Origin of the sequence: Massilibacteroides vaginae (genome assembly GCF_900178525.1) — a bacterium.
Lineage (GTDB): Bacteria > Bacteroidota > Bacteroidia > Bacteroidales > Tannerellaceae > Massilibacteroides > Massilibacteroides vaginae.
Genome location: NZ_FXDJ01000006.1, coordinates 223972 through 238898 on the forward strand (window position 1 = coordinate 223972; position 14927 = coordinate 238898).

10 protein-coding genes are annotated in these 14927 nt (G+C 40.0%); 2 read left to right on the plus strand and 8 right to left on the minus strand.

Annotated features, from left to right (window positions below):
- Nucleotides 1–61: 61 nt before the first annotated feature.
- Complete coding sequence (locus tag B9Y81_RS01475; RefSeq protein WP_085535495.1) at nt 62–2101, minus strand: M3 family metallopeptidase; 2040 nt, start codon at nt 2099–2101, stop codon at nt 62–64.
- A 244-nt stretch (nt 2102–2345) separates the two neighbouring features.
- Between B9Y81_RS01475 and B9Y81_RS01480 the strand changes: the two genes are divergently transcribed.
- Complete coding sequence (locus B9Y81_RS01480; protein WP_085535225.1) at nt 2346–2837, plus strand: Dps family protein; 492 nt, start codon at nt 2346–2348, stop codon at nt 2835–2837.
- 57 nt (nt 2838–2894) lie between these two features.
- On the opposite strand, the gene B9Y81_RS01485 is transcribed toward B9Y81_RS01480, so the two are convergent.
- The 4 genes from B9Y81_RS01485 to dnaG form a co-directional block, all read right to left on the minus strand.
- On the minus strand, nt 2895–5438 hold the full coding sequence (locus B9Y81_RS01485) for a DUF5686 and carboxypeptidase-like regulatory domain-containing protein (RefSeq protein ID WP_245832378.1): 2544 nt from the start codon (nt 5436–5438) through the stop codon (nt 2895–2897).
- A gap of 208 nt (nt 5439–5646) precedes the next feature.
- Nucleotides 5647–6957, minus strand: coding sequence for an ABC transporter permease (locus B9Y81_RS01490; RefSeq protein WP_085535226.1), 1311 nt, complete (start codon nt 6955–6957; stop codon nt 5647–5649).
- A complete protein-coding gene (locus B9Y81_RS01495) occupies nt 6954–7880 on the minus strand; it encodes an ABC transporter ATP-binding protein (RefSeq protein ID WP_085535227.1) in 927 nt (308 codons plus the stop codon). The genes B9Y81_RS01490 and B9Y81_RS01495 overlap by 4 nt, the downstream gene beginning before the upstream one ends.
- Nucleotides 7881–7895: 15 nt before the next feature.
- The gene (gene dnaG, locus B9Y81_RS01500; protein WP_085535497.1) at nt 7896–9938 is read right to left on the minus strand and encodes a DNA primase; all 2043 of its coding nucleotides are present in this window, start codon (nt 9936–9938) and stop codon (nt 7896–7898) included.
- Nucleotides 9939–10031: 93 nt separating this feature from the next.
- Between dnaG and B9Y81_RS01505 the strand changes: the two genes are divergently transcribed.
- Nucleotides 10032–10964: a DUF5106 domain-containing protein gene (locus B9Y81_RS01505; protein WP_085535498.1), complete on the plus strand. Its 933-nt coding sequence runs from the start codon at nt 10032–10034 to the stop codon at nt 10962–10964.
- Between the two features lie 460 nt (nt 10965–11424).
- Here B9Y81_RS01505 and B9Y81_RS01510 read toward each other — a convergent pair whose 3' ends face one another.
- The 3 genes from B9Y81_RS01510 to proS form a co-directional block, all read right to left on the minus strand.
- Nucleotides 11425–12144, minus strand: a complete 720-nt coding sequence (locus tag B9Y81_RS01510) for a hypothetical protein (RefSeq protein ID WP_085535228.1) — start codon at nt 12142–12144, stop codon at nt 11425–11427.
- A 68-nt stretch (nt 12145–12212) separates the two neighbouring features.
- The gene (locus tag B9Y81_RS01515) at nt 12213–13022 is read right to left on the minus strand and encodes an alpha/beta hydrolase (RefSeq protein WP_085535229.1); all 810 of its coding nucleotides are present in this window, start codon (nt 13020–13022) and stop codon (nt 12213–12215) included.
- Nucleotides 13023–13106: 84 nt separating this feature from the next.
- The gene (proS, locus tag B9Y81_RS01520) at nt 13107–14588 is read right to left on the minus strand and encodes a proline--tRNA ligase (RefSeq protein WP_085535230.1); all 1482 of its coding nucleotides are present in this window, start codon (nt 14586–14588) and stop codon (nt 13107–13109) included.
- Nucleotides 14589–14927: the final 339 nt, after the last annotated feature.

A 14927-nucleotide genomic window follows, 5' to 3' on the forward strand; every position in this document is an offset into this window, starting at 1 on the left:
TAAGACCCGGTAAGCTGTTTAATTTATTATAAAGTATGCATAAAACAGGCCCTTCCGGGTTTTATTTCTTTATTCCGTTTCGTTCTAACAGGGCATCAATTGTAGGTTCTTGCCCACGGAATCGTTTATAGAGTACAGCAGGATCCTCTGTATCACCTTTTGACAAAATATTCTCGCGGAAAGAACGAGCAACTTCTTTATTAAAGATACCGGCTTTCTTAAAAGCAGCGAAAGCGTCCGCGTCGAGCACTTCGGCCCACTTGTAACCATAGTAACCGGCCGCGTATCCACCGGCAAATAAATGCGAGAAGTTGCTGCTCATCAATGTACCCGGCACTTCCGGTAAAATCATTGCCGGTGCCCAGGCCTGTTTCTCAAAAGCAATTACATCTCCTGCAAACGGCTCTGTTATTGTATGCCAGGCCATATCCAACAAACCAAAGCTTAGTTGTCTGCTGCAAAGATATCCCGCGTTATAATTGGCCGCATTCAATAAGTTATCAATCAATTCCGCCGGAATCTTTTCTCCGGTTTCATAATGAACAGCAATAATGTCAAGGAATTCTTTCTCTTCAAGCCAATTTTCCATGATCTGCGATGGTAATTCCACAAAATCACGGGAAACACTTGTGCCCGACAAACTGGAATAGGTTCCTTCGGCCAACATACCGTGCAGGGCATGGCCAAACTCATGCAGGAAAGTATTCACTTCATCATACGTCAATAATGATGGTTTGGTTTCAGTAGGGCGGGTAAAGTTCATCACAATAATAATTTGGGGACGGCTATCTTTACCATCCGCTTCCTTGTATTGTGATTTCATACTGCTCATCCAGGCTCCGGATTGTTTGCCCGAACGGGGGTGAAAGTCTGTATAAAGTACCGACAGGAATGTGCCGTCTTCATCATACACCTCATAAGCAGTAACTTCGGGATGATACACCGGGATTTCCTTATTTTCTTTGAAAGTAATTCCGTATAATTGAGTAGCCAGTCCGAACACAGCTTTCGTAGCGTTACTCAACTCAAAATAAGGACGTGTCATTTCATCATTCACGCTAAACTTGCTGTCTTTAAGTTTTTCAGCGTAATAATTCCAATCCCAGGGCATTATTGGAGTTAATCCTTCTGCAAATTCAGCAACTTCTTTGTATTCCGCTTCGGCAACCGGCTTATAAGCATCCAGAAGGTCATTCAGAAGTTTATACACATTCTCCTGGTTCTTTGCCATGGTATATTGCAAACGATATTCCGCAAAATTACGATTACCCATTAAGCGAGCTATCTCTAACCGGATATTTACAATCTTACGGATCACCTCTTTGTTGTCAAACTCATCCCCTTTGTTTCCTACGCTTAAGTATTCCTTGTACATCATTTCACGCAGGGTTCTGTTATCCGCATAACGCATAAAGGGGACGTAGCTCGGATAAGAAAGGTCAAACAACCAGCCTTCTTTTCCTTTTTCGCGTGCCATTGCCACAGCAGCTTCACGTACACTTTCCGGCAATCCTGCCAGATCAACTTCGTTTGTAATCAGATATTCAAACCTGTTTTTATCTTTTAACGCATTTTGATTGAATTGAAGATTGAGCAGACTTAATTCCGTACTCAAACTACGGTATTTTTCTTTACCTTGCGCATCAAGCGTAGCACCGCTTTTCTGGAAAGCCTCATAGGTTTTTTCCAGCAAACGCTTATCTTCAACAGACAGGTTTAGGTTATCTTTCTGATCGTATATCTGCTTAACCCTTCCGAACAAGGCCTCGTTCAGGTAAATATTATTTGAACTGGCTGACAATTTCGGAGAAACACGTTGGGATATCTCCATCATTTCATCAGTCGAGGAGGCATTCAATACATTGAAGAATGCAGATCTGACACGATCCAGTAGTTTTCCGCTCCTTTCTAAAGCAACAATCGTATTCTCAAATTCCGGAGCAGCCGGATTGTTAGCAATACCCGTAATTTCATCTTCCAGTTCGGCTATCGCTTTATCAAAAGCAGGTTCATAATGTTCGGGCTTTATTTTGTCAAAAGGAAGCGTTCCGAAGGGGGTGTTATATGGTTTAAAGAAAGGATTGTTTTGCGCGTGTATCATACATGTAATATTTAACATTGAGATTATTACTATTAAAGCCTTATTCATACTTATTGGAATTAATTTGTGTTATAAAATAAACCGTTAGCAAAGTTAATAAAAACAATGAAACCGATTATCTATCACTATTATCTCTATCATTTTATTCTATCTTAATATAGACACAATCTGTTTGACAAACGGTTATTATAAGTGTATCTTTGTAATAAAAAAAACACAACGTATTAATTAAAGATTAAGAATTATGAAAACATTAGATTATCTTCACTTGGATGCTTCAGGAGCAAGCAAAGTAACAAAAGCTCTTCAACAATTATTGTCAGACTATCAAGTATTCTATACAAACTTACGTAATTTCCACTGGAATATTAAAGGTCATGGTTTCTTTGTTCTTCATTCTAAATTCGAAGAATTGTATGACGATACTGCAGAAAAAGTAGATGAGATTGCAGAACGTATCCTGATGCTGGGTGGTGTTCCTGAAAATAAATTCAGCGAATACCTGAAGACTTCAAAAATAAAAGAAACCGAGGTTACTACTTGCGGCGAACAAGCTTTGAAGAATGTGCTTGACACGTACGGTTATCTGATTGGTGAGGAAAGAAAAGTTCTTGCGCTTGCCGGAGAAGTAAATGATGAATCAACGGTAGCTTTAATGAGCGACTACCTGAAAGAACAGGAAAAGTTAGTTTGGATGCTGGTGGCTTATTCTACTTGCGATTGCAAAGAAAAATAATTCATATAAAAACAAATCGAAAAAGAGGTTGGTCGTAAGATCAGCCTCTTTTTTATTTTAGAACTTAAACACAAAACTGAAACGCAATCCGTGTTTGTCAATTCCGGGATTGTCCAGATAAGTCATACGCCACACATAATCCAACCGGAAAAACTTCAGAATGTTCTCTACACCGACTCCGGCTTCCAGGTAAGGATCATCTCCCATCACATGCGAACGTTCAGGAAACGCGAAAAGTCCCTCTCCTTTCTTCCAGGGATTATTTTTATCCGTCAGGTTGCCGTATAGACCTCTAAAGGAAAACACCTCCCTCAGCTTCATCTTCTTCAATAAAGGAATGCGGTTTAATAGCAAACCATTCGCATAGTAGGTAATATCCCATGACACATATTCGTCATTAATAAACTCAATGGCATTCATATTGGTATATGATTCCGGCTGAATGGTATACGACAGGTTTGCATTGGGTAGAATCAGCAGAGGATAGGGCACTTTGTTCCATACCTTGCCTGTTTTCCCGATAACATCGAGGTATCCGAAGGCGGAAAACCAGAAACGTTTCTGAATGGCTAAGTCAGTTCGGTTATACGTATAGTCCGAACCCAACACGCCTTTCCCGGCAATAATATGCGAAAAGCTAAACACAGGCGCGTCGAAGGTTACCGGGTAACGATAGTTACGGCTTTCGTAAAACTTTTCATTTGGCGCATACCTGAATCCCAACTCCAGTTCGCTCATTTTATAGTCGTTCAACGGGGTTACCTGTCCTTCCGCCGCGATTTGATTGAACTCCGCATAAGGTGTGGCGTATTCTTTTTTGTTCCTCAAGATAACCTTGTAGGATAGATTATTATAATACTCCCGCGTATAGGTTAGTTCGGCATTGCGCAAATAAGTGGCACGATCATCTTTTTGTCTTTTAAATGCCAGAAACATATTATCCTTGTTCGTATACAGGTAATGCTGCCCCAGTTGATTGATGTCATAGATGTACTCAAACCGCAGCGAATGCACCGGAAACTCTTTGCGGAACTCTGTTTTGTCTATAAATGAATACTCGCCGATAATGTCATACTTCCATTCTTTGTCTTTTGTGCCGTAAGCCGCATAACCATCCAAAAAGAAGCGTTTACTAAGCGCCGTCATAGTGGTACCTCCTAAACGAAAACGGGTTCCTTCTATAGCATTCGCACTAATCATTGTATTCATAGGGCCAAACTCAAACTTGCTTTTTTTCGGATCGACGTGTGTGGGGATATAACCGGCTACTAATGCCGAAACGACCTTCTCGGTTACATAAAAGACCGGTATTTCACGCAGTCTTTTCATCAATGCGGCCACCCGGTTCAAACTCTTTTCGTTTAATTCATCGGGGCGGGCGTTCAACCAGAAATCGTCCGGCTTCAGGGCGGCATCCTTTGCGGTAACATTTGCTCCGAGCACATCAAAAACAGACAAATCCGAAGGTTCCTCAAAGGAGTGATCGCTATACACATTCAATCGTCTTGCATAAATTCCCTTTGGACCTGAGGTAAGGTTTAGCACTACACTGATATCATCTTTTGTTATAATTCGTGTGCCATCTTCTCTTCGTTCAAAACTTTGCTCAATACTCATTTGATTCACAAAATTAAGATTGATATCTTTCGGCACATTTAACTGCGCGTGTTGAACAAAATAAGTTGAATCCAACGTAATGTATAAATGCCCGGTAAATCCAAACGATTCCGAATTAAACGGAACAAAACCGAGATCTACGCATTTTTGATTGTTAAACTCCAAGGTGTCCAGCAGGTAATACTTGTAAAAGCTGGGACCGATAGAAGACAACGGACTAACAAACCGGTTAAGAAAAAGTGGTATATCATTCTGAAATAAATCTACCTCGCGAAACACTTCATTCAAAATTTGCTGCATACCATCCTGTGTAAACATTTCGTCAACACCATTCGCTTTCAGACCGTGAATAACGCTTTTTTCCGATTTGGGAGATTTCCTGTAATACATTGTCTCGTATTTTTCCTTTTCGGATAAGGGAAGTACGGTGTTATCTACGCCTACCGTATCAACAAAATCAGACAAGAACCCGAACTTACCTTCAGATTTAGCTTTCTTCGCTCTGTATTGGTTGAGCGCGAGTACAATATTCTCATATTTATTATACGAAAAGAAATCGTGATTCTTCGGATCCGAATATTCCTTTGCCTCAATAGCCTTACGGATAAACAAAACCGCCGGATTTTCTTTTTTTGTGTACTTCTCTTTCTTAGGCTTAATCACTATTTCATTCAAATTAATAGTGGAGGGAGCAAGTTCTATTTTCAAATTGTTCGATTTGCCGGGAACGATGTTTATTCGCTTTTCCCTATATCCTAAATAAGAAATCAACAAGACTGATTTTTTAGAAGGAACATTCAACGAGAATGTTCCGTTATCAGCAGTAGTGGTACCAATTGATGTACCTTCAAGTAATATCGATACGTAAGCCAGCTTTTCGCCGGTTATCGAATCAGCGACAACTCCTTTTATTGGCGTACTTTGTGCAAAAAGCGCACCAACCTGAACACCAAGGAAGAAGATAACCCAGATAACTCTATCCAAAATTTCACCTATTAAATACAATGGGCAAAAATAAACAATTATACTATTGCACGAATGTGCCCAAATACGTGCATATTATTCCATTTAGAAAGTATAACAAATAAAAAGCGAAAAGTGTTTCTCGCCGTCTTTGAGGTAAACATAAAAAGAGCGTCATCCCTTATGTTTTAAAGAATGACGCTCTTTTTCCCATCTCCTGTTTGCGTAGTTACTTATATCTCATCCATTTAATCAATTCTTTTAAATCCGGCTTCTTGCCATACATCAAAATACCGACCCGGTATATTTTAGCCGAGAACCAGGTAATTAAGATAGCGGTTCCATATAATAAAGCAACAGACAAAAGTAATTGCCAGTAAGGTACATCGAAAGGTAAACGGATCATCATTACGATTGGTGATGTAAGCGGAATCAACGAACACCAAAATGCCAACGGTCCATCCGGGTTTTCCATGCTGTAAATACCCGCATACAAAGCGAAGACCATCAAAACAGTGATCGGTATCATAAACTGTTGTGTATCCTCCTGCGAATCAACAGCCGAGCCAATCGCGGCAAATAAAGAAGCGTAAAGCATATATCCGCCGATGAAAAACAGGATGAAGAACAGACCTATTTCCGTAAAGTTGATCGTATTGAGCATTTCAAACACCTCGGAATTATTGGCAAGGATATCGGGCGCATTCAGTCCAGGCTGATTCATAGCACCTACCGCAGCCATATCCGAACCCATTCCAATACCGAAAATTAGTTGCGATCCAAGTAGAAGAGCCATCGTAAGAATCCCCCAGAGGAATAATTGTGTTAACCCAACAAAGCAAATTCCTATAATTTTACCCATCATCAGATCGAACGGACGCACAGACGAAATAATAACCTCTATAATACGGTTGCTTTTTTCTTCCATAACTCCCTGCATCACCATACCGCCATAAATCATAATAAACATATAGATCAGCATGGTAAAAACCATACCTGTTATTGAGGCTACCATAGAAGAAGATCGGCTTTCTGTTCCATCGGCACTCCACTTAATGGTCTGCACATTGAAATTGATCTTTGACTCTTGTATAATCTCTTTCAGATTGGGGATATTAAACGAAGCCATCTTCTCTTCTTCCAATTCTTTAGCAATGGCCTGATTCACCAGTCGACTTAATTCACCCGGAATCTGTTTCTCCGAATAAATAATTGCAGCCGAAGGATTTTCCAACAGATCATCGGTTATACTCAGAAAGGCAAATATTTCTTTTTTATCACTTATACGATAGTCTTCAAGCGATTTCCCCCCCTGTATAAAACGATAGGTTTCCGTATCCTGAAATAAGCCGGAGTATTTACCGGTATCATCAAGAACAGCAATATTATGCACGTCATCTCCTTTAAGCGTAGAAAGCCAAAACGGTACAAATATCATGGCGACAAAAAGAAAAGGCAACAGGAATGTTAATAGTAAAAACGACTTTTTACTAACTCTGCGCAAGTATTCGCGTTTTATAATTAATCCGATTTTATTCATACGGCTTTAGGGTTTGGTGTAGATACTGTATTAATAAATATATCGTTCATCGAAGGCAATTCTTCGGAGAAAGAAAGAATTTCGCCCTGCTTGGTTAAGAAACCCAACAGTTCCGAATTGCTCATATCGGCTTCCTTATGAATGCGAAGTTCGCGAACGCCTCTTTCCGTTGTATCAGACAGAATGGAATATTTGTCACTCGCCATGTCAACCGTATTTTCGGAAGAAAGTACTTTCAGCAGGAACGTATTTCCTTTAAAACGATTACGTACTTCTGTTACATCTCCCGACAACACCACTTCCGACCGGTTGATCAACGCGATATCATCGCATATTTCTTCAACCGAAGCCATGTTGTGTGTAGAAAAGATGATTGTATGCCCTTGGTCCTTCAGGTCAAGTATTTCACGTTTCAGTAGATCGGCGTTAACCGGGTCGAATCCACTAAATGGCTCATCGAATATCAACAAAGGCGGTTCATGGATCACGGTGATGATAAACTGAATTTTCTGTTGCATCCCTTTGGATAACTCTTCCAGTTTACGGTTCCACCAAGACATGATATCAAACTTTTCGAACCAATGGATCAACCGTTTGCGGGCAACCGGATAAGACAAACCTTTTAATTGCGCCAGATATACCGCCTGTTCGCCTACTTTCATTTTTTTATACAAACCTCGTTCTTCAGGCATGTATCCGATCCGGTAAATATCTTCGGGAAGAGACAACCTGCCATCAAAACGAACCACTCCACTATCCGGAGCCGTAATTCGGTTTATTATTCTGATAAGTGTGGTTTTTCCGGCTCCATTGGGACCAAGCAAACCAAAAACCTTCCCTTTAGCTACCTGAATACTCACTTTATTGAGCGCTAAATGGCCGGAATATTGTTTAACGACATCTTCTGTTTCTAAAAAATTCATACAATTTGTTTTTGGTTACATCTTTAATATAATTCGTTCGCCAAGTTGTTTACTAAGTACGTTCTTAATCTCGTTCAACTTAGCTAATTCCTGCATTTTTTTAATTATTTCCTCCATATTACCTTCTGCCTGCGCCTTTTTGATCGAATTCTGAATGAGTTTGATCTGATGCCTGATATACGCATCCTTTAACGCATACAAATCCCGGGGCACGTACTGATCCAAATTATCTTCTTCCTGCTCCAGTTCCCGGTATTTCGAGTGGTATTTACTGAGTTCGTACTTATCGTCTATCAGATTGGCTGCCAATCGGCTGACATTGGCATCAGGGTGCGCAAGAAAATATTTATGCGCGAAAAACCCTTCTTGTTTACAACGCTCTGCCGCTTCTTCCAGCATTTGCTTAAAAAGAGGAGTCATAAAGGCCAGATCATCACGCGCCATATCGAAATGAATAAATTCGGCCACGCGCATAACGATATGTTCATTGGTTTCCTCGTCCGTATAATCATACAATACGCGTTCGCCGTAGCGAACAATATAGCGCAACAAGGCGATTTCGAATACTTCATAAGGCGAACGTTGTACAAAAATCTCCTGCGGAGACTCCTTTACCTGCAAGCCACCTTCCATCCGCAGCAGTTCTTCTTCCGAAATAGGAGGCGCATCACCGGGGGAAACAGTACTTGCCTCCGGATTGGGTTCACCGGCATAAATAGGCGGAGCAGCAGGTCGGACCGGAACTGGGGCTTGTTTTTGCAAACGAAGTTTATTTACCTGAGCAAGCACAAGACGTTCGTCTACTTCCATCATAGAGCTACACTCACGTATATAAAATGTACGCGCGATATCATTCGGAATGATCGCGATCGAATTGATAATATCTGTAATTAACCCGGAACGTTGCATCGGATCTTTTTCCGCATCACCCAGCAAAAGTTCTGTTTTAAAACGAATAAAGTCCGTTTCGTTTTTCTCGATAAAACCGGTAAAGCCGGCGGCGTTATGTTTGCGTGCAAAAGAGTCCGGGTCTTCCCCGTCGGGCAGTAAAACAACCTTTATATTCATCCCCTCTTCCAACAAAAGGTCTATCCCACGCAAGGCGGCCTTTATACCGGCAGCGTCGCCGTCATACAATACCGTTATATTGTTAGTAAAACGGTGAATCATACGTATCTGTCCGGGGGTTAAGGCTGTACCCGAAGAGGCTACAACGTTTTCTATTCCGGCCTGATGCATGGAGATCACATCCGTATAGCCTTCCACTAAAAAACATTTATCGTTTTTTACAATCGCCTGTTTTGCAAAAAACATCCCGTAAAGCTCATTACTCTTGTGGTATATTTCACTTTCGGGAGAGTTGACGTATTTAGCGGCTTTTTCATCCTTTTTCAGAATACGCCCACCAAACCCGACCACTTTTCCACTTACCGTATGGATCGGGAATAAAACACGCCCGCGAAATCGGTCGTTTACTTTTCCGTTATCATAGGCAATAACCAAACCTGTTTTTTCCAGAAATTCTTGTTTATAGCCCTTACGCTGGGACTCCTGAAAAAGCGCATCCCATTGATCCAGACTATACCCCAACTGAAACTTACGAATGGTATCTTCCCTGAATCCCCTTTCGGCGAAATAGCGCAAACCCACACTTCTCCCCTCTACATGCTCGTGCAGAATCGTTGAAAAATAATTTTGCGCCCAAGTATTGATAATAAACATACTCTCACGGGTGCTTTGTGTTTCTTTTTCCTTATCGGTAAGCTCCCGTTCCTGTATTTCGATATTGTATTTTTTGGCAAGAATGCGTAAAGCGTCAAAATAGGTAATCTGTTCATGCTTCATAATAAAGTGAACAGCCGTACCACCTTCGCCGCACGAAAAACATTTGCAAATATTCTTTGCCGGAGAAACGTAAAAAGACGGGGTTTTATCCGCATGAAACGGACATAATCCCACGTAATTCACCCCCCTTTTCCTCAGTGTAACAAACTCAGACACGACATCCACAATATTGGCTGCATCAAGAATCCGGTCTATCGTTAGTTGATCAATCATTTCAATCTTAAAAAATCTATAGATGAACAAAAATACGATTATTTTTATAGAAAGATATATCTTTGTAAGCTTTAAATACATAAGACAATGATTATGAAATTTGTATACGTTTTTGCGCTGATGATGCTTTGTGCATCATGTAATGCTTCCAACTCTTCTGCCACTCAGAATGAAGAAGTTCAACAAACCAATCGCCCTGTATTCCAAATGATTGATATCCCGAGCATATTGACCAGCCCTGATGAGCGCGCGGAATATCTCGTAAAAAACTATTGGAATAAATTTAATTTTTCCGACACAACAAACCTCGCCTATCCGGACGCAATCGAACAGCCGTTTGTGGATTACATCGACATACTTCCACACACAACACTGGAAGTGGCATCTGCCGCACTAAGAAGCACGATGGATAAAGCCGGCGCAGAAAAAAAGGTATTTGCGCATTTCTTCGAGTTATTTGAAAAATACCTGTACGACCCTAATTCGCCGATGAGAAACGAAGAGTTTTTCATCCCTATTCTGGAGTCGGCAATCGCCTCTCCTACTTTAGACGATACAGAAAAAATCCGTCCGCAGAGTTTATTGCAACTTGCCCAAAAGAACAGGTTAGGAACGCTTGCCCACGATTTTACATTTACATTGGAAAACGGACAAAAACAATCGCTGTACCAACAGAAAGCAGAATATATCCTTGTCTATTTTTACAACCCGGGCTGTCCGGCATGCGAAGAAACCAGCGGAAAGATGAAGACTTCTCCTCTGATTGCCAATTTAACCAATAGTAAAAATTTAAAAATAGTAGCTATATATCCGGACGAAGACCTGACAGAATGGAAAAAATACCTCAACAACATCCCTAAAAACGCCGGTTGGGTAAGCGGCTACGATCAGGACGTCTACCTCAAAAACGAAGAGATATACGACCTCAAAGCAATTCCCACACTCTACCTCTTAGATAAAGACAAGAAAGTAGTATTGAAAGACGCGGCCATAGAAGAAATTGAAGCATTTCTTTCAACAAAATAAGCCGCTGAATTACATCTCGAAAAAGCATTGATTTTCAAAGACTAAAAACATAAAGGTTATTTTTCGAAAAATAAAGGATATATTTTGAAAAATAACCTTTATGTTTTTATAGATATAGTAATATGTTTTTAGAAGCATTAATTGAGATCATTTTTCACAGATTATCTCTCCTATTACAACCCCAGTCCGGCAGTTAAGCCAAATAATGTTAACAACAGAAAAATATGTTTCATAAATATGTTTCAAAACATATTTTCTCCATATATTTGCACTGTGTTTTTCATGGTATTAGATTTTAAAGTTAGCAATGAAGATTGGTTGTCGTGATGACAACCTTTTTTTGTTTTATACAAATATGATTTTACATACCGGACAAAAAAACCACTGACCTATGAAGAACAGTGGATTTTAAACGAAAACTTAATTAAAGAGGTTTGTCGTGACGGCGACTTTTTTCATACTAAAACGCACGGAAATTTAACTGAAAGTTAAGCACTGGATAAACCGTAAAATTTTTCATAAACTTATTAAAGCTATCGAGTTTGTCACTTATTTCTAAGTGATCTAAATCTGCAATCAATTGCCCTTCGGTTACGACAAACTTGGGTCTACCGTGAAACATAGCACCTAATTCAAATTTAAAACCGACACGTTTGTTTTTTGTCACGGAATTTCCAAAACCCAATCCCAAATAAGGCTTAAGTGCATTTGTCTCTAACTGAACTGTAACATTCTCATCGGATGGTTTAACAATTATATCTCCGATTTCGACTAAACGATCCGCTTTTCCGGAGATCTTAACAATTCCGGAGGTTCCCATATAAACACCTCCTGTTAAATGAAAAGTGCTTTTACGGAAAGGAAAAAAATCAGCCAATAACAAACCGTTCACCATGTTACCTTTTGCTTTCATTGGAATAGGATCAGTGCTTGAATAGCCCTCATATCTTATAATACCGTCGTAATCGTAATTATAAGAATAACTAAACACCATCAGTCCTGTTCTAAGAGAGAGGAAATTATTAATTGGTGATGCAACCTGCAAGCCCACTCCAAGGGTACTAACATTAGCGGACACAGATAAATGTTCAAAGGGCTTTACCTCTTGTTGTGCACTAAGCTTTAACACAGAAAGGGCAAAAAGGACAAGAACGAATGTCCTTACAATACTGTTTTTCATAAAAAGAATTAAAGTTTAAAATAATAAAAACTTATACAACAAATATGTCTTGATAATAAATTATATTTTCATTTCTTTCCGTCAAAGAACTTCTTAAAATATAATATCTGATAGTCTATTGAATTACGCCAGTAGTCAGCGTTATGAACACCGGGACGAACCTGAAATTCATGATCTATTTGATATTTGCGAAGCTTTTTGTGCAAGTCCAGATTCACTTCATAAAAGAAATCACCGTATCCGCAATCAACAATTATGGCCAGATCTCCATTTTTTAAGCGATCTATCTGATTGATTACAGTATGTTGTTCCCAGATTTCCCGATTACTGCTTGCTTCTCCTAATTGCTTACTCATTTCCCAATTATTTGGGAATGGGCGAATGTCTACCCCGCCACTGGTACTACCCACTGCTCCAAAAACAGATTTATTCCTTAGGGCTAACCACATGGCACCATGTCCGCCCATGCTCAAACCTGTAATGGCTCTTGCGCTACGGTCTTTCTTTACCGGATAATTCGCATCGATATAGTCGACTAATTCTTTTGCTACAAATGTTTCGTAACGGTAAGAAGGGTCTTTCGGGCTATCCCAATACCAACTATTTTTCCCATCGGGACAAACGAAAGTTATTCCTGTTTGGTCTGCTATTTTCGGAAGATCAGGTTTAATTCCAATCCAGGAACGGGCATTGCCGCTATAACCATGAAGTAAATAAACAACCGGAGCTTCAGATTTAGCTCCTGACGGGGAAACGACAACTACCTCCACTTGTTTATTCATTGAGTTGCTTCGAACCAGGATTGTATCTACTTTTGCAGCATATAAAGATGACGCGCTGCAAACCAAGAGGAGTAAAAGGGCATTGATCTTTTTCATTTTAATCATATTAAATTATCGGGTGGTGAATATAATAAAAAAGGCAAACGTTTCCATTCGCCTTTTATATTATCGGTCTGTTTTTTAATAAGAACGTGCAAATAATACACGACGGGCAGAAGGTTTACCGGTCACTATACATACGCCCGGAGTCTCGTCTCCTTCCAGTGGGATACAGCGAATCGTTGCTTTCGTTTCATTCTTGATCTGTTCTTCTGTTTCAGATGTGCCGTCCCAGTGAGCAAGAATAAAATTACCTTCGTCCAACTTTACTTTAAAGTCGTCATAAGTATCCGCTTCTACTGTATGAGAAGCGCGATAGTCGAATGCTTTCTTAAAGATATTCTGCTGAATTTCGTCCAACAGATTTTTCACAAATTCTTCGATACCGTCGCAAGTGATTGTTTCTTTCACTAAAGTGTCACGACGCATTACTTCTATTGTATTATTCTCCAGGTCACGTCCTCCCATCGCAAGACGTACAGGTACACCCTTCAGTTCATACTCCGCAAATTTCCATCCCGGCTTTTTATTGTCGGCATCATCGAATTTCACGGAAATTCCCATTTTCTTTAGATTAGCAACAATACCTTTCACCTTTTCACTGATTTGTGCTAATTGCTCGTCGTTGCGATAAATCGGAACAATTACGACCTGAATCGGAGCCAATTGAGGAGGCAAAACCAAGCCATTGTCATCTGAATGTGCCATAATCAACGCACCGATCAAACGAGTAGATACACCCCAGGAAGTTGCCCAAGCATGATCCGTCTGACCGTTTTTGTCGATAAATGTTACATCAAACGCTTTACCGAAGTTTTGTCCGAGGAAGTGCGATGTTCCGGCTTGTAATGCTTTTCCATCCTGCATCATAGCCTCAATAGTGTATGTTTCAATCGCTCCGGCAAAACGTTCGCTCGCTGTTTTCGATCCCTTTACAACAGGCAATGCCATATAGTTTTCGGCAAAATCAGCATAAATATCGTGTATAATACGGGCTTCTTCCAATGCTTCTTCCTGTGTGGCATGAGCAGTATGTCCTTCTTGCCATAAGAATTCGGCAGTACGAAGGAACAGACGGGTACGCATCTCCCAGCGCATCACATTTGCCCATTGATTACAAAGAATCGGCAAGTCCCGATAAGACTGTATCCAATTCCGATAGGTATTCCAGATAATCGTTTCGGAAGTAGGACGAATAATCAACTCTTCTTCCAATTTAGCATTGGGGTCGACCTCCACACCGGTTTTGTCTGCATTCGTTCTTAAACGATAATGAGTTACAACCGCGCATTCTTTTGCAAAACCTTCAACGTGTTCGGCTTCTTTACTTAGAAATGACTTCGGTATCAATAAGGGGAAATAGGCATTTTCATGTCCTGTTTCCTTAAACTTAGCATCAAGTATATGCTGCATTTTTTCCCAAATCGCATAACCGTACGGTTTAATAACCATACAACCACGCACTGCCGAATTTTCCGCCAAATTGGCTTTGATCACCAGATCCTGATACCATTGCGCGTAATTTTCACTACGCTTGGTAAGTTCTTTCAACTCCTTTGCCATTTCTGTTTTTACTTCTAATATATAACGTTCAATATTATTACTTTAAGATTTGCAAAGGTATAAAATATTTTGTTCCGAAAGTTACCCGATTACAATACATATCATGCCTATAAACAAAGAAAGCACCTCTGAGGAAGGCACTTTCTATTTTTCGCAGACTCAATTTAAATTCTACTAACCTAATCTTTCTTTTTCTTTGTGTAAAACGTGTGTAAATGTAGAAACGTACTGTTTCGATATACTACCTATTATTCGAATATCGTGCCAAACGTTTCAGCATTCCATCAGATAAAACATTGAGCCCTGACAATCAACACATTTTAGTTAACATTCATTCAG